Annotated in this window: 16 protein-coding genes; all 16 read right to left on the reverse strand. The window is 68.8% G+C overall.

All coding sequences use genetic code 11. The features are described 5' to 3' along the window. Positions 1–10: 10 nt before the first annotated feature. The gene (gene nuoN / locus AC27IY_RS30155) at positions 11–1,603 is read right to left on the reverse strand and encodes an NADH-quinone oxidoreductase subunit NuoN (RefSeq protein WP_423451330.1); all 1,593 of its coding nucleotides are present in this window, start codon (positions 1,601–1,603) and stop codon (positions 11–13) included. Beyond that, entirely contained in the window at positions 1,600–3,159 is a 1,560-nt protein-coding gene (locus tag AC27IY_RS30160; protein ID WP_364459020.1) for an NADH-quinone oxidoreductase subunit M, read from the reverse strand. The genes nuoN and AC27IY_RS30160 overlap by 4 nt, the downstream gene beginning before the upstream one ends. Beyond that, the gene (gene nuoL, locus AC27IY_RS30165; RefSeq protein ID WP_344209082.1) at positions 3,159–5,015 is read right to left on the reverse strand and encodes an NADH-quinone oxidoreductase subunit L; all 1,857 of its coding nucleotides are present in this window, start codon (positions 5,013–5,015) and stop codon (positions 3,159–3,161) included. The genes AC27IY_RS30160 and nuoL overlap by 1 nt, the downstream gene beginning before the upstream one ends. 73 nt (positions 5,016–5,088) lie before the next feature. Next, the gene (nuoK, locus tag AC27IY_RS30170; RefSeq protein ID WP_020542667.1) at positions 5,089–5,385 is read right to left on the reverse strand and encodes an NADH-quinone oxidoreductase subunit NuoK; all 297 of its coding nucleotides are present in this window, start codon (positions 5,383–5,385) and stop codon (positions 5,089–5,091) included. After that, the gene (locus AC27IY_RS30175) at positions 5,382–6,194 is read right to left on the reverse strand and encodes an NADH-quinone oxidoreductase subunit J (protein ID WP_364459015.1); all 813 of its coding nucleotides are present in this window, start codon (positions 6,192–6,194) and stop codon (positions 5,382–5,384) included. Before AC27IY_RS30175 ends, nuoK begins: the two co-directional genes overlap by 4 nt. After that, positions 6,187–6,702, reverse strand: a complete 516-nt coding sequence (gene nuoI / locus AC27IY_RS30180; RefSeq protein ID WP_344208265.1) for an NADH-quinone oxidoreductase subunit NuoI — start codon at positions 6,700–6,702, stop codon at positions 6,187–6,189. Before nuoI ends, AC27IY_RS30175 begins: the two co-directional genes overlap by 8 nt. Continuing rightward, positions 6,689–7,987, reverse strand: coding sequence for an NADH-quinone oxidoreductase subunit NuoH (nuoH, locus tag AC27IY_RS30185; protein ID WP_423451331.1), 1,299 nt, complete (start codon positions 7,985–7,987; stop codon positions 6,689–6,691). Before nuoH ends, nuoI begins: the two co-directional genes overlap by 14 nt. After that, the gene (locus tag AC27IY_RS30190) at positions 7,984–10,359 is read right to left on the reverse strand and encodes an NADH-quinone oxidoreductase subunit G (protein WP_364459010.1); all 2,376 of its coding nucleotides are present in this window, start codon (positions 10,357–10,359) and stop codon (positions 7,984–7,986) included. The genes nuoH and AC27IY_RS30190 overlap by 4 nt, the downstream gene beginning before the upstream one ends. Next, positions 10,356–11,645 (reverse strand): NADH-quinone oxidoreductase subunit NuoF, encoded by a 1,290-nt coding sequence (nuoF, locus tag AC27IY_RS30195; protein WP_344208268.1) that lies wholly within the window; start codon positions 11,643–11,645, stop codon positions 10,356–10,358. Before nuoF ends, AC27IY_RS30190 begins: the two co-directional genes overlap by 4 nt. After that, positions 11,642–12,298 carry an NADH-quinone oxidoreductase subunit NuoE gene (nuoE, locus tag AC27IY_RS30200; protein ID WP_344208269.1) on the reverse strand — a complete coding sequence of 219 codons (657 nt, stop codon included), beginning with the start codon at positions 12,296–12,298 and terminating at the stop codon, positions 11,642–11,644. Before nuoE ends, nuoF begins: the two co-directional genes overlap by 4 nt. Then, on the reverse strand, positions 12,295–13,623 hold the full coding sequence (locus AC27IY_RS30205; protein ID WP_329586885.1) for an NADH-quinone oxidoreductase subunit D: 1,329 nt from the start codon (positions 13,621–13,623) through the stop codon (positions 12,295–12,297). Before AC27IY_RS30205 ends, nuoE begins: the two co-directional genes overlap by 4 nt. Then, on the reverse strand, positions 13,620–14,315 hold the full coding sequence (locus AC27IY_RS30210; RefSeq protein WP_425565106.1) for an NADH-quinone oxidoreductase subunit C: 696 nt from the start codon (positions 14,313–14,315) through the stop codon (positions 13,620–13,622). Before AC27IY_RS30210 ends, AC27IY_RS30205 begins: the two co-directional genes overlap by 4 nt. Next, a complete protein-coding gene (locus AC27IY_RS30215) occupies positions 14,312–14,863 on the reverse strand; it encodes a NuoB/complex I 20 kDa subunit family protein (RefSeq protein ID WP_344208270.1) in 552 nt (183 codons plus the stop codon). Before AC27IY_RS30215 ends, AC27IY_RS30210 begins: the two co-directional genes overlap by 4 nt. Before the next feature lie 2 nt (positions 14,864–14,865). Further along, on the reverse strand, positions 14,866–15,261 hold the full coding sequence (locus AC27IY_RS30220) for an NADH-quinone oxidoreductase subunit A (protein WP_344208271.1): 396 nt from the start codon (positions 15,259–15,261) through the stop codon (positions 14,866–14,868). A gap of 64 nt (positions 15,262–15,325) precedes the next feature. Beyond that, the gene (locus tag AC27IY_RS30225; RefSeq protein WP_449947044.1) at positions 15,326–16,579 is read right to left on the reverse strand and encodes a geranylgeranyl reductase family protein; all 1,254 of its coding nucleotides are present in this window, start codon (positions 16,577–16,579) and stop codon (positions 15,326–15,328) included. Between the two features lie 234 nt (positions 16,580–16,813). Continuing rightward, positions 16,814–17,530 carry a demethylmenaquinone methyltransferase gene (locus tag AC27IY_RS30230; protein WP_364458994.1) on the reverse strand — a complete coding sequence of 239 codons (717 nt, stop codon included), beginning with the start codon at positions 17,528–17,530 and terminating at the stop codon, positions 16,814–16,816. Positions 17,531–17,619: the final 89 nt, after the last annotated feature.

Raw genomic sequence — 17,619 nt, forward strand, 5'->3', positions numbered from 1 at the left:
GAGATTCCCCTTATCTAATGAACAGGCTGCTAGCAGCGTCGTTGGCGATACCGAGCACGGACTCCGGGTAGAGCCCCACTCCTACGGTAACCAGCAGCGAAACCGCGATGACCGCCACGGTCCCCGTACTGGGCACGGCGATCGCCGGGCCGTCGGCGGCGGGCTCGCTGAAGAACATCAGCACGATCACGCGGACGTAGAAGAACGCGGCCACCGCGGAGGCGATCACGCCCACCACGACCAGGCCGGCCATCCAGCCGCCGATCGGGTCGCCGGGCTGCGTGCCGCTGTCGAGGGCGGCCGCGAACACGGCGTACTTGCCGAAGAATCCGCTGGTCAGCGGGATGCCCGCGAAGGCCAGCAGGAAGAAGGCGAACGTGCCGGCGAGCACCGGGGCGCGCTTGCCGAGCCCGGCCCAGCGCGACAGGTGACCGGCCTCGCCGCCCGGGTCGCGGATCAGCGTGACGACCGCGAACGCGCCCACCGTGGTGACGCCGTAGACCGCGAGGTAGAACAGGATCGCCTTGAGGGAGACCGCGTTCTGCTCGGCGGTGCCGAAGGTCGCCATCACGCCGACGAGCAGGAAGCCCGCGTGCGCGACCGACGAGTACGCCAGCATCCGCTTGATCTCGGTCTGCGTGATCGCCAGCACCGAGCCGACGATCATGGTCAGCGCCGCGATGACCCAGATGACCGGGCGCCAGTCCCAGTCGAGGTTGCCGAGGCCGACCCAGAACACCCGCAGCACCGCGCCCACGGCCGCGATCAGCGTGCCGGAGGCCATGAGGGCGGTGATCGGGGTCGGTGCGCCCTGGTAGACGTCCGGCTTCCAGGCCTGGAACGGCGCCGCGCCGATCTTGAAGAGCAGGCCCACGCCGAGCATGGAGAGCCCGATCATCAGCAGCGGGTCCAGCCCGGTCCCGGCCGACAGCGCCTGGTTGATGCCGGGCAGCGAGACGGTGCCCGCGAACCCGTAGATCATGGCGGTGCCGTACAGGAAGAACGCCGAGGAGAACGCGCCGAGCAGGAAGTACTTCATCGACGCCTCCTGCGACAGCAGGCGGCGCCGGCGGGCCAGGCCGCACAGCAGGTAGAGCGGCAGCGACATGACCTCAAGGGCCACGAACATCATCAGCAGGTCGTGCGCGGCCGGGAACAGCAGCATGCCGCCGACCGCGAACAGCACCAGCGGGTAGACCTCGGTGTGGCCGGAGCCGTTGTCGACGGACTCGGCCGCCTCCTCGTCGGAGCTGCCCGGCACGCTCGCCGCCGAGGCGACGAAGTGTCCCTCGTCGTTGATGAGCAGCACGCACACGAACGACAGGACGAGGATGACGCCCCAGAGGAACAGCGACGGGCCGTCCACGGCCAGCGCCCCCATGGCGGAGGGGGCGGTGGACACCTGGCCGCGCAGCACCTGCACCAGCACCAGCGCGAACGCGCCGGCCAGGCTCAGCAGGGTGAGCGGCACGTGGATGGACTTGCGCAGGTAGCGCGGCGCGAACGCCTCGACGAGCACGCCGATGATGGCCGCGCCGAACACGATCAGCAGCGGCGCCAGCGTGCCGTACTCGATCGTGGGTGCGTCAATGGCGGGGTTCACTGACCTGTCCCCTTCTCAGCGATGGTGGAGACCGGCACCTGCACGTTGGTCAGCGTCTGGTGCACGGACGGGTTGATCACGTCGAGCAGCGGCTTCGGGAAGAAGCCGAACCCGATGATCAGCGCGACGAGCGGGGCCAGGACCCAGATCTCGCGGGCGTTGAGGTCCTTGAACGCCTTGACCGGCTCGGCCGTCGGACCGTTGATCGTCCGCTGCACCATCCACAGGATGTAGACGGCGGCGAGGATGACGGCGACCGCCGAGATCACCGCGGCGGCGGTCAGGGCGCCGGAGCCGTGGGCCTGGCTCTCGTACGTCCCGATCATGACCATGAACTCGCTGACGAAGGACGACAGGCCCGGCAGCGAGAGCCCGGCCAGACCGGCGACCAGGAAGAAGCCGGCCAGCACCGGGGCCACCCGCTGCACGCCGCCGTAGTCGCTGATGAACGGCGAGCCGCGGCGCGCGATGAGGAAGCCCGCCGCCAGGAACAGCGCGCCGGTGGCGAAGCCGTGGTTGACCATGTAGAGGGCGGCGCCGGACGACGCCGTCAACGACATGGCGAACACACCCAGCACGATGAAGCCGAAGTGCGAGATCGACGTGTACGCGATGAGGCGCTTCATGTCGGTCTGCCCGATGGCGACGATCGCGCCGTAGATGATGCTGATGACCGCCAGCACCACGATCGGCATCGTGAACGCCTTGGCGGCGTCGGGGAACAGCTCCAGGCAGAAGCGCAGCATGCCGAACGTGCCGACCTTGTCCAGCACGCCGACCAGCAGCACCGCTGCGCCGGCCGGGGCCTGGGCCGCCGCGTCGGGCAGCCAGGTGTGCACCGGCCACAGCGGCGCCTTGATGGCGAAGGCGATGAAGAAGCCGCCGAACAGCCACTTCTGCATTGTCGGGTCCTGGATGGCCCCGACGAGCTCCGGGAACATGAACGTGGACTTGCCGGCCACGACGTAGAGCCCGATCACCGCGACCAGCATGAGCAGGCCGCCGAAGAGCGAGTACAGCAGGAACTTCACGGCCGCGTAGGACCGCTGGGCGCCGCCGTACGACCCGATCATGAAGTACATCGGGATGAGCATGGCCTCGAAGAACACGTAGAAGAGGAAGATGTCGGTCGCCGCGAAGACGCCGATCATCATCGTCTCCAGCACCAGCAGCAGCGAGAAGTACGTCTTCACCGACCGCTTGGGCGTGACGAGCGTGCCGTCGGCGGTCTTCACGCCGTCGGCGTCGTGCCAGGAGGCCAGCACCACGATCGGCACCAGCACCGCCGACAGCGCGATGAGCACGAGTGCCACGCCGTCGACGCCGACCCCGAACTTCACGCCGAAGCTCGGGATCCAGTTGTAGGCGGCGGTGAACTGGAAGCGGTCGCCGTCGGGGTCGAACCCGGCCGCCATGACGCCCGTGAGCACCAGCACCGCAAGCGAGACCAGCAGCGTGACCTGCTTGGCCAGCTTGTCGCTGCCCTTGGGGAGCAGGGCCACCACGATGGCGCCCACCACGGGCACCGCCATGAGTATCGGAAGCCAGGGTGACATCAGATGGTCCCAACGAGGAGCAGGGCGCCGGTCAGCAGGGCGGCACCGATGAAGATGGACAACGCGTACGTCCTGGCGAAGCCCGTCTGGATCCGCCGGAGGCGGCCCGAGCTGCCGCCGATGCCGGCGGCCAGGCCGTTGACCAGGCCGTCGATGCCGCGGTTGTCGAAGAACACCGCGAGGCGGGTCAGCCACTGGCCGGGACGCATGAACAGCGACTCGTTGAGCGCGTCGCCGTAGAGGTCACGGCGGGCGAACGTGGTGAGGAACGAGCCGCGCGGCTGCACGGCGGGCACCTCGGCCCGGCCGTAGCGCATCCAGGCGAAGACCGCGCCGACCGCGACGAGCGCGAGCGTGACCAGACCCGGGGTGGTGAACGGGTTGAAGTGCGGCGCGTCGGCCGTCGAGCCGCCCACTGCCGGGATCAGGAAGTTGTACAGCGTCCCGCCCAGCACCAGCCACGCGCCGAGGCCCAGCGCGCCCAGCGACAGCACCATGAGCGGCACCGTCATGACGAGCGGCGACTCGTGCGGGTGGGCGTCGTCCGCCCACCGCTTCTGCCCGAAGAAGGTCATGAAGACCATCCGCGACATGTAGAAGCCGGTGATGCCCGCGCCGAGCACGGCCAGCCAGCCGAGGACCGGCGAGTGGTGCACCGCGGTCTCGATGATGCCGTCCTTGGTGAAGTAGCCGGACAGCAGCGGGAAGCCGATGATCGCGAGGTAGCCGATGAAGAACGTGATGAACGTGATCGGCATGAACTTCCGCAGACCGCCGTACTTCCGCATGTTCACCTCGTCGTTCATGCCGTGCATGACCGAGCCGGCGCCGAGGAAGAGGTCGGCCTTGAAGAAGCCGTGCGTGATGAGGTGGCCGATGGCGAAGGCGTAGCCCGCCGGGCCGAGGCCCGCGCCGAGCATCATGTAGCCGATCTGCGACATGGTCGAGCCGGCCAGGCCCTTCTTGATGTCGTCCTTCGCGCAACCGATGATGGCGCCGGCGAGCAGCGTGGCCGCGCCGACGATGGTGACGGCCAGCGCCGCCCCCGAGCCCTCGGGGAAGAAGAACGCGCCGGAGCGGACCACCAGGTAGACGCCCGCGGTGACCATGGTCGCGGCGTGGATGAGGGCCGAGACCGGGGTCGGGCCCTCCATCGCGTCGAGGAGCCAGGACTGCAGCGGGAGCTGGGCGGACTTGCCGCACGCGCCGAGGAGCAGCAGCAGGCCGATGGCGAGCATGACGCCGTCGGAGGCGCCGGTCTCGCCGATCTTGGCGCCGAGGTCCTTGAAGGCGAGCGTGCCGAACGTCGTCCAGATGACGAACATGCCGACCAGCAGGCCGAAGTCGCCGACGCGGTTGACGACGAACGCCTTCTTCGCCGCGACCGCCGCCGACGGCTTGAACTGCCAGAAGCCGATGAGCAGGTAGGACGCCAGGCCGACGCCCTCCCAGCCGATGAACAGCCCGACGTAGTTGTCGGCCAGCACCAGCAGGAGCATCGCCGAGACGAACAGGTTGAGGTAGGCGAAGAACCTGCGCCGGTGCTCGTCGTGCGCCATGTAGCCGATCGAGTAGATGTGGATCAGCGAGCCCACACCGGTGATCAGCAGCGCGAAGCTGATCGACAGCGGGTCGATCAGCAGCCCCATCTTCAGGTCGAGGTTGGGGATGAACTCGTACAGCTCGACCGCCCGGCGCCGCTCGCTCGCACCGAACCCGATCAGCTCGAAGAACGCCAGCACCGCCACGACGAACGAGGCGAGGGACATGGCCACGCCCAGCAGATGGCCCCAGCGGTTGGTGAGCTTGTTGAACGCCAGCAGGATGAACGCCCCGACCAGCGGGAAGGCGATCATCAGCCAGGCGTTGCCGATCACGCCGCCGGTGTGCTGGGTGATCTGAGCGATTTCAGACTCCACCAGTCACCTCTTAGTACTTCAGCAGGTTGGCGTCGTCGACGGACGCGGACCTGCGGGTTCGGAAGATCGTCACGATGATGGCCAGGCCGACGACGACCTCGGCCGCGGCCACCACCATCACGAAGAACGCGATGATCTGGCCTTCCAGGTTGCCGACCTGCCTGGAGAAGGTGACGAAGGCGAGATTGCAGGCGTTGAGCATGAGCTCGACGCACATGAACACCACGATCGCGTTGCGCCTGATCAGCACGCCCATGGCGCCGATGGCGAACAGCAGGCCGGACAGGACGAGGTAGTGCGTGGTCACTTGGTCACCTCACTGCCGTGCTCGGTCGCGTCCTGCTCGGCCTCCGTGGGCGCCTCGTCCTGCTCGGCCGTGTGCTTGATGGCCTCGGCGAGCCGGGGATCGGCGGGAAGGCGGTCGTGCTCGACGTCGTAGCGGGCGATGTAGCGGTTGACGGAGGCCTCGGCCACCGACCCGTCGGGCAGCAGCGCCGGCATGTCGATGGCGTTGTTCCTGGCGTAAGTGCCCGGCCCCGGCAGCGGGGACGGACGGTCGCCCTGGAAGCGGGCCCTGGACAGGTCCTTCTGCGTCGGCTTCTCGACCAGCCGCTCGCGGTGCGCGAGCACCATCGCGGCCAGCGCCGCGGTGATGAGCAGCGCGGAGGTGATCTCGAAGGCGAAGACGTACTTCGTGAACAGCGCGAGCGCGATCGAGCGGATGTAGCCGCTCCCGCCGGCGGTGGCCTGCTGGAGGCCGGCCGCCGGGGCGAACACCGCGTTGCCGACGGCCACGACGATCAGCGTGCCGAAGCCGAGCGCCGCGATGACCGCCCAGAAGCGCTGCCCCTTGAGCGTCTCGACGAAGGAGTCGGAGGAGTCGACGCCGACGAGCATGAGCACGAACAGGAACAGCATCATGATCGCGCCGGTGTAGACGATGATCTGCACCGCGGCCAGGAACGGCGCGTCCTGCACCGCGTACAGGACCGCGAGGCTGAGCATCACCGTGCCGAGCATCAGCGCGGAGTAGACGGCCTTCCGGTTGAAGACCATGCCGAGTGCCGCACCGACCGAGACGACGGCGAGCACCCAGAACGTGATGGTCTCACCCATTGGTCCGCCCCAGCCGGTAGTAGTCCTCTTCGGTCTCACCGAGCCGCATGGGGTGCGGCGGCTGCTCCATGCCCTGGGTCAGCGGCGCGAGCAACATCTCCTTGGTGTAGATGAGGCTCTCGCGGCTGCTGTCGGCGAGCTCGTACTCGTTGGTCATGGTGAGCGCGCGGGTCGGGCAGGCCTCGATGCAGAGACCGCACAGGATGCACCGCAGATAGTTGATCTGGTAGGTGCGCCCGTAGCGCTCACCGGGCGAGAAGCGCTCCTCGTCGGTGTTGTCCGCGCCCTCGACGTAGATCGCGTCAGCGGGACACGCCCAGGCGCACAGCTCGCACCCGACGCACTTCTCCAGCCCGTCCGGCCAGCGGTTGAGCTGGTGACGCCCGTGGAAGCGCGGAGCCGTCGGCTTCTTGACCTCCGGGTAGTTGGTCGTGACGGGCTTCTTGAACATCGTGTGGAAGGTGACCCCGAAGCCCTTGACGGGGTTCAGCCAATCAGTTAGTCCCACTGGGAATCTCCTTGTGCTGCACCCCGTGGTAGTGCGGCAGATCGAGCGGCGGCACCGGGAAGCCACCTGCCGCGGGCTCGTTGGACAGTTGCTCGAACTCGGCGTCGACCTCGGCCTTCCTGGCCTCCTTGCGCCGCTGGTTGACGGTGTCGAACCGCATCCAGATGGCCAGCGCGCCGACCACGATGACCACGCCCAGCGCGACCCCGATCATCCTGTTGTCCTCGTTGACCACGATGTTGCGCACCGCGGCCACCAGGAGGATCCAGGCCAGGTTGACCGGGATGAGCACCTTCCAGCCCAGCGACATGAGCTGGTCGTAGCGCACGCGGGGCAGCGAGGCGCGCACCCACACGATGAAGCAGAAGGTCAGCACGAACTTGATGAAGAACCACAGCGCCGGCATCCAGCCCGTGTGCGCCCACTCCCACTCCATCGGCAGCGGGGCCCGCCAGCCGCCGAGGAACAGCGTCACGGCGATGGCGGACGCGGTGAAGGTGTGGAGGTACTCGCCCATCATGATGAGCGCGAACTTCAGCGACGAGGAGTATTCGGTCTGGAAGCCGCCGACCAGCTCGCCCTCGCCCTCGGGCAGGTCGAACGGGATGCGGGCCGCCTCGCCGAACATGCAGACCACGTAGATGAGGAACGACGGGATCAGCAGCACCGCGTACCAGGTCTCGGCCTGCGCCTTGACGATCTCCGAGGTGGACAGCGTGCCGGCGAAGATGAACACCGCCACGAACGACAGGCCCATCGCGATCTCGTACGAGACCACCTGGGCCGCCGAGCGCAGGCCGCCGAGCAGCGCGTACGGCGAGCGCGACGACCAGCCGGCCAGCACCACGCCGTAGACCGACACCGCGCCCATGGCCAGCATGAACAGCACCGCCACCGGCAGGTCGACGAGCTGCAGCGGCGTCTGGACGCCGAACAGGTTGACCATCGGCGCGAACGGCACGATCGAGAAGGCCAGGAACGCCGGGATCACCATGATGACCGGGGCCAGCAGGTAGAGCACCTTGTCCACGGTCCGCGGGAACAGGTCCTCCTTCAGCCCCATCTTCAGTCCGTCGGCGACGGACTGCAGGAGGCCGAACTTCCCGGCCCGGTTGGGGCCGTAGCGGTGCTGCATCCTGGCGATCAGCTTGCGCTCGAACCAGACGCCGAACAGGATGCCCAGCATCAGGAAGACGAACAGCATCACGGCCTTGATGATGGTGATCCACAGCGGGTCCTTGCCGAAGTCGGCGAGGGTGGGATCGGCCGCGAGAACGTGGGTCATGAGGCGCTCCCGATGGTGACGATGTCGCCGGCCACCGCGCGCAGGTCACGGGTGACCGAGCAGCCGCCGGAGTTCGCCGGCACCCAGACCACGCGGTCCGGCAGGTCGGCGACGCGCACGGGGAGGGTGACGTCGCCGCCCACCACCAGCTTGTCGCCGTCCGCGACGCCCAGCTCGGCGGCCGTGCTCGCGGAGACCAGTGCTTCGGCGGGGCGGGCGGTGCCCGCCAGGTAAGGCTCGCCGTCCTGCAGCCTGCCCTCGTCGAGCAGCAGGTGCCAGGTCGCCAGCAGCGCCTGGCCGGCCGCGGGGGCCGCCTGGGCGCGGGTGGCGAGCTGTGGCGCGGGCACCCGGCTGCCACGCCAGGAGCCCAGGGTGGCCAGCTCGCGCCGGACCGCCTTGGCGTCCGGCAGGCCGAGGTGCACGTCCATGCGGTCGGCCAGGTTGGCGATCACCGCGAGGTCGCTCTGCAGGCCGGGGACCTTGAGCGGCGCGTCGAAGCTGCGGCCGCGGCCCTCCCAGTTCACGAACGTGCCGCTCTTCTCCTGGACGGCCGCGACCGGCAGGACCACGTCGGCGCGGTCGGTGACGGCGCTGGCGCGGATCTCCAGGCTGACGATGAACGGGGTGTTCTCCAGCGCGTCGAGCGCCGCCGCCGGGTCGGCCAGGTCGTACGGGTCCACGCCCGCCACGACCAGCGCGTCCAGCTCGCCGTCGCGGGCGGCGGCGAGGATGCCGGCCGTGTCGCGGCCCGGCGTGGCGGGCAGCGAGGCGACGTTCCACACCCGGGCCACCTCGGCCCTGGCGCTCTCGTCCTCGACCGGGCGGCCGATCGGCAGCAGGTTGGGCAGCGCGCCGGCCTCGAGCGCGCCGCGCTCACCGGCCCGCCGCGGCACCCAGGCGAGCCGGGCGCCGGTGGCGTTGGCCAGCCGGACCAGCGCCGACAGCGCGCCCGGCGTGGTGGCCAGGCGCTCGCCGGCCAGCACGATCGTGCCCTCGGGCAGCCGCCCGACCAGCTCGCCGATGGCGTCGGCCTCGGCGCCCGGCGCGGTCTGGACGAGCACGCCGCCCATCTTGACCAGGCCGGGGGTGGCGAACGGGGCGATCGAGGAGACCTTGAGCCCCTTCTTCAGCGCCGCCTTGCGCAGGCGCAGGAAGACGATCGGCGACTCCTCCTCGGGCTCGAACCCGACGAGCAGCACGTGCGGGGCGTTCTCGAGGTCGGCGTAGCTGATCTCGATGCCCTTGCCGGCGACCGCGTGGGCCAGGAACTGCGCCTCCTCGGCGGAGTGCGGCCTGGCGCGGAAGTCGACGTCGTTGCTCGCGAGGGCGAGCCGGGCGAACTTGGCGTAGGCGTAGGAGTCCTCGACCGTGACCCGGCCGCCGACCAGCACGCCGGCCTTGCCGCGGGCCTTGGCGAGGCCCTGCGCGGCGACCGTCAGCGCCTCCGGCCACGAGGCGGGCACGAGCACGCCCTCCTCGTTGCGGACCAGCGGCGTCTTGAGCCGGTCGGGCTGCGTGGCGTAGCTGAACGCCCAGCGGCCCTTGTCGCAGTTCCACTCCTCGTTGACCTGCGGGTCGTTGCCCGCCAGGCGGCGGGTGACGCGGCCGCGCCGGTGGTCGGTGCGCAGGCTGCACCCGGAGGCGCAGTGCTCGCACGCGCTCGGCGTGGACACCAGGTCGAACGGGCGGGCCCGGAACCGGTAGGCGGCGCCGGTGAGCGCGCCCACCGGGCAGATCTGCACGGTGTTGCCCGAGAAGTAGGAGTTGAACGGCTTGCCGTCGGCCGTCCGCACCTGCTCCTTGGCCCCGCGCTCGAAGAACTCGATGAGCGGGTCGCCGGCGATCTGGTCGGAGAAGCGGATGCAGCGCGCGCACTGGACGCAACGCTCGCGGTCCAGCAGCACCTGCGTGGACAGCGGCAGCGGCTTGGGGAAGGTCCGCTTCTGCTCCTGGAAGCGGGACTCGCCGCGACCGTTGGACATGGCCTGGTTCTGCAGGGGGCACTCGCCGCCCTTGTCGCAGACCGGGCAGTCCAGCGGGTGGTTGAGGAGCAGGAACTCCATCGCCGCGCGCTGCGCCTTCTCGGCGACCGGCGAGGTGAGCTGGGTCTGCACGACCATGCCCTCGGCGACCTCGATGGCGCACGACGGCTGCGGCTTGGGGAAGCCGCGGCCGTTGCCCGCGTCGGGGATGTCGACCAGGCACTGGCGGCAGTTGGCCGCCGGGTCGAGGAGCGGGTGGTCACAGAACCTCGGGATCTGGATGCCCAGCAGCTCGGCGGCCCTGATGATCAGAGTGCCCTTGGGGACACTGACCTGGAACCCGTCGATGGTCAGGGTCACCAGGTTCGTTTCGGTCTCTACGACGGTCACTGCTCACCCCAGAGAGTGGACTTCTTCGGGTCGAACGGGCAACCGCCGATCTCGAAGTGCTTGAGGTACTCCTCGCGGAAGTACTTCACCGAGGAGTGGATCGGGCTGGTCGCGCCGTCGCCGAGGGCGCAGAACGAACGGCCCAGGATGTTGTCCGCGATGTCGGTGATCGTGGTCAGGTCCTCCTCGGTGCCCTGGCCCTTCTCCAGGCGCTTCAGCACCTGCTTGAGCCAGTAGGTGCCCTCGCGGCACGGCGTGCACTTGCCGCACGACTCGTGCGCGTAGAACTCCGTCCACCGCAGCACGGTGCGGACCACGCAGGTCGTCTCGTCGAAGATCTGCAGGGCCCGGGTGCCGAGCATCGAGCCCTTCGCGCCGACCCCTTCGAAGTCGAGCGGGACGTCGAGGTGCTCGTCGGTGAAGATCGGCGTGGAGGAGCCGCCGGGCGTCCAGAACTTGATCTGGTGCCCGGCCCTGATGCCGCCCGCCATGTCGAGCAGCTCGCGCAGCGTGATGCCGAGCGGGGCCTCGTACTGGCCGGGCCTGGTCACGTGGCCGCTGAGCGAGAAGATGCCGAAGCCCTTGGACTTCTCGGTGCCCATGCCGGCGAACCACTCGGCGCCGTTGGCGATGATCGAGGGAACAGACGCGATCGACTCGACGTTGTTGACCACGGTAGGCGAGGCGTAGAGGCCCGCCACGGCGGGGAACGGGGGCTTGAGCCGAGGTTGACCTCTGAAGCCCTCCAGCGAGTCCAGCAGCGCCGTCTCCTCGCCGCAGATGTACGCGCCGGCGCCGCTGTGCACGACCAGCTCCAGGTCGAAGCCGGAGCCGAAGATGTCGGTGCCGAGGTAACCCTTCTCGTACGCCTCCCGCACGGCCGCGTGCAGCCGCCGGATGACGTGCAGCACCTCGCCCCGCACGTAGATGAAGGCGTGGCTGGCCCGGATCGCGTACGAGGTGATGATGATCCCCTCGACCAGCGCGTGCGGGTTGGCCATCATGAGCGGGATGTCCTTGCAGGTGCCCGGCTCCGACTCGTCGGCGTTGACGACGAGGTAGTGCGGCTTGCCGTCGCCCTGCGGGATGAAGCCCCACTTCATGCCGGTGGGGAAGCCCGCGCCGCCGCGGCCGCGCAGGCCGGAGTCCTTGACGGCCTGGATGACGGCGTCGGGGTCCATGCCGAGCGCCTTCTTGGCCGCCGCGTACTCGCCGTAGGCGTCGAGGGTGTAGGAGTCGGGACGGTCCCAGTTAGCGGTCAGGACCGGGGTCAGCGTGGTCGTCATGCCTCCGGGGCCTTCCATCCTTTGGCCTTGGCCACCTTCAGGCCCTCAAGGGAGGGGCCGGCGGCCGACGGGCCCTCGCCCGCCAGGTCGTCGGGCAGGCCCGCGAGCACCCGCGAGGCCTCCTTGAAGGTGCACAGCTTCTTCGGGCCGCGCGTGGGCGCCACGTCCTTGCCGGCGCGCAGGTCGTCCACGAGCTGCTTGGCCGATTCGGGCGTCTGGTTGTCGAAGAACTCCCAGTTGACCATCATCACGGGCGCGAAGTCGCAGGCGGCGTTGCACTCCAGCCGCTCCAGGGAGACCTTGCCGTCGCCGGTGGTCTCCTCGTGACCCACGCCGACGTGCTCGGAGAGCTGCTCCCAGATCTCGTCGCCGCCCATGACCGCGCACAGCGCGTTGATGCACACGCCGACGTGGTAGTCGCCCGCGGGCTTGCGCTTGTACATGGTGTAGAAGGTCGCGACGCCCGTGACCTCGGCCTTGCTGATGCCGAGCATCTCGGCGCAGAACTCCTGGCCGTCGTCGGAGACGTAGCCGTCCTCCGACTGCACGAGGTGGAGCAGCGGCAGCAGGGCCGACCGCGTCTTCGGGTAGCGGCCGATGATCTCCTTGGCGTCTCGTTCGAGACGCTCGCGGATTTCCGGCGAGTACGTCACCGGTCCACACCTCCCATGACGGGGTCGATAGAAGCCACCGCGGCGATCACGTCGGCGACCTGGCCGCCCTCCGCCATCGCGGGGAAGCTCTGCAGGTTGCAGAAGGACGGCTCGCGGAAGTGCACGCGGTAGGGGCGGGTGCCGCCGTCGCTCACCACGTGGGCGCCGAGCTCGCCCTTGGGCGACTCGATGCTGGCGTACGCCTGCCCGGCCGGCACCCGGAAGCCCTCGGTGACCAGCTTGAAGTGGTGGATGAGCGCCTCCATCGAGGTGCCCATGATGTGGGCGATGTGGTCGGGCGAGTTGCCGAACCCGTCGGGGCCGAGCGCGAGCTGCGCCGGCCAGCCGATCTTCTTGTCCTCGATCATCACGGGCTGGCCCTTGAGCTCAGGGCCGGCGATCCGGTCGAGCGCCTGCTCGATGATCTTGAGGGACTCCTCCATCTCCTTCATGCGGACGAGGTAGCGCGAGTAGACGTCGCAGCCGCGCTCGGTGGCGACCTCGAACTCGTACGTCTCGTAACCGCAGTAGGGCTGCGACTTGCGCAGGTCCCACGGAAGGCCGGCGGCCCGCAGGATGGGCCCGGTGACACCGAGCGCCATGCAGCCGGTCAGGTCGAGGTAGGCCACGTCCTTGGTGCGGCGCACGTAGACGGGGTTCTCGTCGAGGAGCTTGCGGATGTCCTTGATCCGCTTGGGCATCTCCTTCAGGAACTCGCCGACCTTGTCCACCGCGCCGGCCGGCAGGTCCACGCTGACGCCGCCGGGGCGGACGTAGGCGTGGTTCATGCGCAGGCCGGTGATGTACTCGAACAGGTCCATGACCATCTCGCGGTCACGGTAGCCGAACAGGAACGGCGTGGTCGCGCCGAGCTCCATGCCGAACGTGCCCATCGCCACCAGGTGCGAGGCGATGCGGTTGAGCTCCATCATCATCACGCGGATGGCCTGCGCCCGCGGCGGGATGCGGTCGGTGATGCCGAGCAGCTTCTCGACGCCCAGGCAGTAGGCGGTCTCGTTGAAGATCGGCGAGAGGTAGTCCATGCGGGTGACGAACGTGGTGCCCTGCGTCCACGTCCGGTATTCCATGTTCTTCTCGATGCCGGTGTGCAGGTAGCCGATGACGCCGCGCGCCTCGGTCACCGTCTCGCCGTCGAGCGTGAGGACCAGGCGGAGCACCCCGTGCGTGGACGGGTGCTGCGGGCCCATGTTGACGACCAGCCGCTCTTCCTCGGAGTCGCGGACGCCGGTGACCACCTGGTCCCAGTCGGCTCCGTTGACCGAGTAGACCTTGCCCTCTGTCGCCTCGTCGTAGGACGTGCTCACGAGTAGTACCTCCTCCGGTCCGGCGCGGGGATGGTGGCGCCGCGGTATTCCACCGGGATGCCGCCCAGCGGATAGTCCTTGCGCTGCGGGTGGCCGTCCCAGTCGTCCGGCATCATGATCCGGGTGAGCCCGGGGTGGCCGTCGAAGACGATGCCGAAGAAGTCGTACGTCTCCCGCTCGTGCCAGTCGTGACCAGGGTAAACGCTGACCGTGGATGGAATGTGCGGGTCGGCGTCCGGGCAGGCGACCTCAAGCCGCACCCGCCTGTTGTGGGTGATCGAGCACAGGTGGTAGACGGCGTGCAGCTCCTCGCCCGCGAGGTGCGGGTAGTGGACGCCGGAGACGCCGAGCGACAGCTCGAAGCGGAGCGTCGGCTCGTCGCGCATCTTCCTGCACACCTCGACGATGCGCTCGCGCTTGACGTGCAGGGTCAGCTCGCCGCGGTCGACGACCACGCGCTCGATCGCGTCGTCGAGCGCCAGGGCGTCGACGACCTCGTCGAAGTAGCCGCCGTACGGGCGGGGCGTGGACAGCTGCGGCGCCCGGCGCACGACGAGGCCGCCGTAGCCGGAGGTGTCACCGGAGTCCTGGGCGCCGAACATGCCGCGCCGGGCGACCGGCGGCTCCTGGGCCGCCGGCACCTCGGGCACCTGCGCGTCGGGGACCTCGGGGAGGTTGTCGGGCGAGGTCACTTCGCTGCCCCCTGGTCGATCACCGGCAGCGTACGCAGCGCCCGCAGTTCGAGCTCGTCGATCTGCTTGGCGCGGTGCGCGCCGAACTTCATGTTCTGGATCTTGTCGTGCAGCTTGACGATGGCGTCGATGAGCATCTCGGGCCGCGGCGGGCAGCCGGGCAGGTAGATGTCGACCGGCACGACGTGGTCGACGCCCTGGACGATCGCGTAGTTGTTGAACATGCCGCCGCTGGAGGCGCACACGCCCATCGCGATGACCCACTTGGGCTCGGCCATCTGGTCGTAGATCTGCCGCAGCACCGGCGCCATCTTCTGCGAGACGCGGCCGGCGACGATCATGAGGTCGGCCTGCCGGGGAGACGCCGAAGCGCGCTCCATGCCGAAGCGCGCCAGGTCGTAGTGGGGGCCACCGGTGGCCATCAGCTCGATGGCGCAACAGGCGAGGCCGAAGGTGGCCGGCCACACGGAGTTCTTGCGCGCCCATCCGGCGGCCGCCTCGACGGTGCTGAGGATGAAGCCGCTGGGGAGTTTCTCTTCAAGTCCCATTTTCAGTCCCAGTCCAGACCCTTGCGGCGCCACACGTACGCGTAGGCGACGAGCACGGTGACGATGAACAGGAGCATCTCCACCAGGGCGAACAGCCCGAGCCCTGGCATGATCACTCCGCCCGCGTCGTTCCGCAGCGGCGCGAAGGAGACCGCCCACGGGTAGAGGAAGATGATCTCGATGTCGAACACGATGAAGAGCATCGCGGTGACCATGTACTTGAGCGGGAACCGTCCGCCACCGACGGGCTGGGGCGTCGGCTCGATGCCGCATTCATAGGCGTCAAGCTTGGCGCGGTTCCAGCGCTTGGGGCCGGTGAAGGGAGCGATGGCGACCGAGAAGATCGCGAAGCCCCCCGCGAGAACGGCGAGCACCAGGATGGGCACGTAAAGGTCCATCGCTACGCCTCCTCTGGAGTCGCCGCGCGCGCGGGCGCGCAGCAGGATCTGTTGATTGCGGGATTCATGCTGGTGGGGCGACCTTCGAGAGAGCGTTGATGATCTGGTCTGACGCATCGCCTCGCCGGTCGGTGAGATTACCAAGGAGTTTGATGGCGAAGCGCATCAGCCTCGGGTGAGGCAGTCCGTGCCTGGTCCCGAAGCTCATAACTCCCGGCTTCCCGATCGCCTCGACGAACCATCGGCCGAGCGTGAAGTATCCGCCGTAGGCGTCCTTCAGCGTCTGAGGATAGGTGCGCAGCGTGCGCTCCTGCTGCGCGGGGGTGGTGCCCTTGAGCGACTTGGCGATGACCTCGGCGGCGATCTCGCCGGTCTCCATCGCGTAGGCGATGCCCTCGCCGTTGAACGGGTTGATCGACCCGCCCGAGTCGCCCACGAGCAGCAGGCCGCGCGTGTAGTGGGGCTGCCGGTTGAAGGCCATCGGGAGCGCGGCGCCGCGGATCGGGGCCGTCATGTTCTCCTCGGTGAACTCCCAGTCGGCCGGCATGGCCTTGCACCAGCGGCGCAGCAGGTCGCGGTAGTCGATGTTCTTGAACTGGGCGCTGGTGTTGAGCAGCCCGAGCCCGACGTTCGCGGTGCCGTCGCCGACGCCGAAGATCCAGCCGTAGCCGGGCAGCAGCGTGTCCTCGTCCCAGAGCTCCAGCCAGATCTCCAGGTAGTCGTCGTCGTGACGGGGGCTCTGGAAGTAGGTGCGCACGGCCACGCCCATCGGGCGGTCGTCGCGCTTGTGCAGGCCCATCCCGAGCGCGAGCCGGGTGCTGTTGCCGTCGGCGGCGACGACCACGCGGCTGCGGAAGACGCGCCCGTCCTTGGTGCGCACGCCGACGATGTGGCCGCTGCGGTCGTCGAGCACGGGGTCGGTGACGGTGACGCCCTCCATCAGGCGTACGCCGTTCTTGACCGCGTTGGCGGCGACGATCTCGTCGAAGTCCTGCCGGGTGCGGACGAGGCCGAAGTCGGGGAAGCGTTCGAGCTGCGGCCAGTCGAGCTCGAAGCGGTGGCCGCCGCCGACGACGCGCAGGCCCTTGTTCCTGATCCAGCCGGGGGCGTCGATGTCGACGCCCATGTTCAGCAACTGCTTGACCGCCCTGGGGGTCAGGCCGTCGCCGCAGACCTTCTCGCGCGGGAACCTGGTCTTCTCCAGGAGCAGCACGTCGAGACCGGCCTGAGCGAGGTAAAAGGCGGTTGCGGAACCGGCGGGACCGGCGCCGACGACGATGACGTCGGCGTCAGCCTGTGTGGCTGGTGGCACGGTCACTGGACTGTCCTGTCCTACACACGCGAAGGCTCGGGGTATGGCGCCTTCGTTCCTTTGTGAACCCCTTCACAAACTTGTCGGCCCGCAGTCTACTGCTTTTCGGGTACATAGTGGCAGTCGGGGACCCGTTCTGTGATCCTCGGGGTTGGCGTGTCACGCGTGACCGGCGAGGCATGGACGGGGACGAAATCCATCGACCGCACTATTCCTGAAAATTTCGTGTCAGCCGGCCCGTCAGACCGCCTTGAAAGCCCGGTGCATCGCCACGATCCCCATCGTCAGATTGCGCCAGGCCACCCGCTCCCAGCCGGCCCTGCTGATGACGCCCGCGAGGGTGGGCTGGTCGGGCCAGGCGCGGATCGACTCGGCGAGATATTCGTAGGAGTCGTCGTTGGAGCCGACGACCTTGGCCACCCTGGGCAGCAGCCGCATGAGATATTCGCGGTAGACCAGGTCGAACGCCGGCACGGTGACGTGCGAGAACTCCAGGATCACCAGCCGGCCGCCCGGCCTCGTCACCCGGAGCATCTCGCGCAGCGCCTGCTCGGTGTCGTGCACGTTGCGCAGAGCCACCGAGATCGTCACCGCGTCGAAGGTGTCGTCGGCGAACGGCAGCCGCATCGCGTCGCCCGCGATGAACGGCACCCCCTTGCCGCTCAGCGCGTTGCCGCCGTGCCGGCGCACGCCGGTGCTCAGCATGCCGAACGAGAAGTCGCAGGCGATGGCGCGGGCGCCGAGCCTGGTGAAGGTGTCGGTGGAGGTGCCGGTGCCCGCGCCCAGGTCGAGCACGACCTCACCGGGACCGGCGTCCACGGCGGCGGCCACCGCCTTGCGCCAGAGCCTCACCTGCCCGAGGGAGATCACGTCGTTGACGAGGTCGTAGCGCCGGGCGGTGCGATCGAACATCGCGGCGACCTCGTCCGGCTGCTTGTCCAACTGAGCGCGCGTCATGCGGGAAAGCTTATGGCTTTCGGGACAATCAACGGATAGTGACGCTCTCGTTACTCTGGGTCTGCTAGTTGTTGAGGAATGTTTGCCCG

It is taken from the genome of Nonomuraea sp. B208 (genome assembly GCF_057536035.1).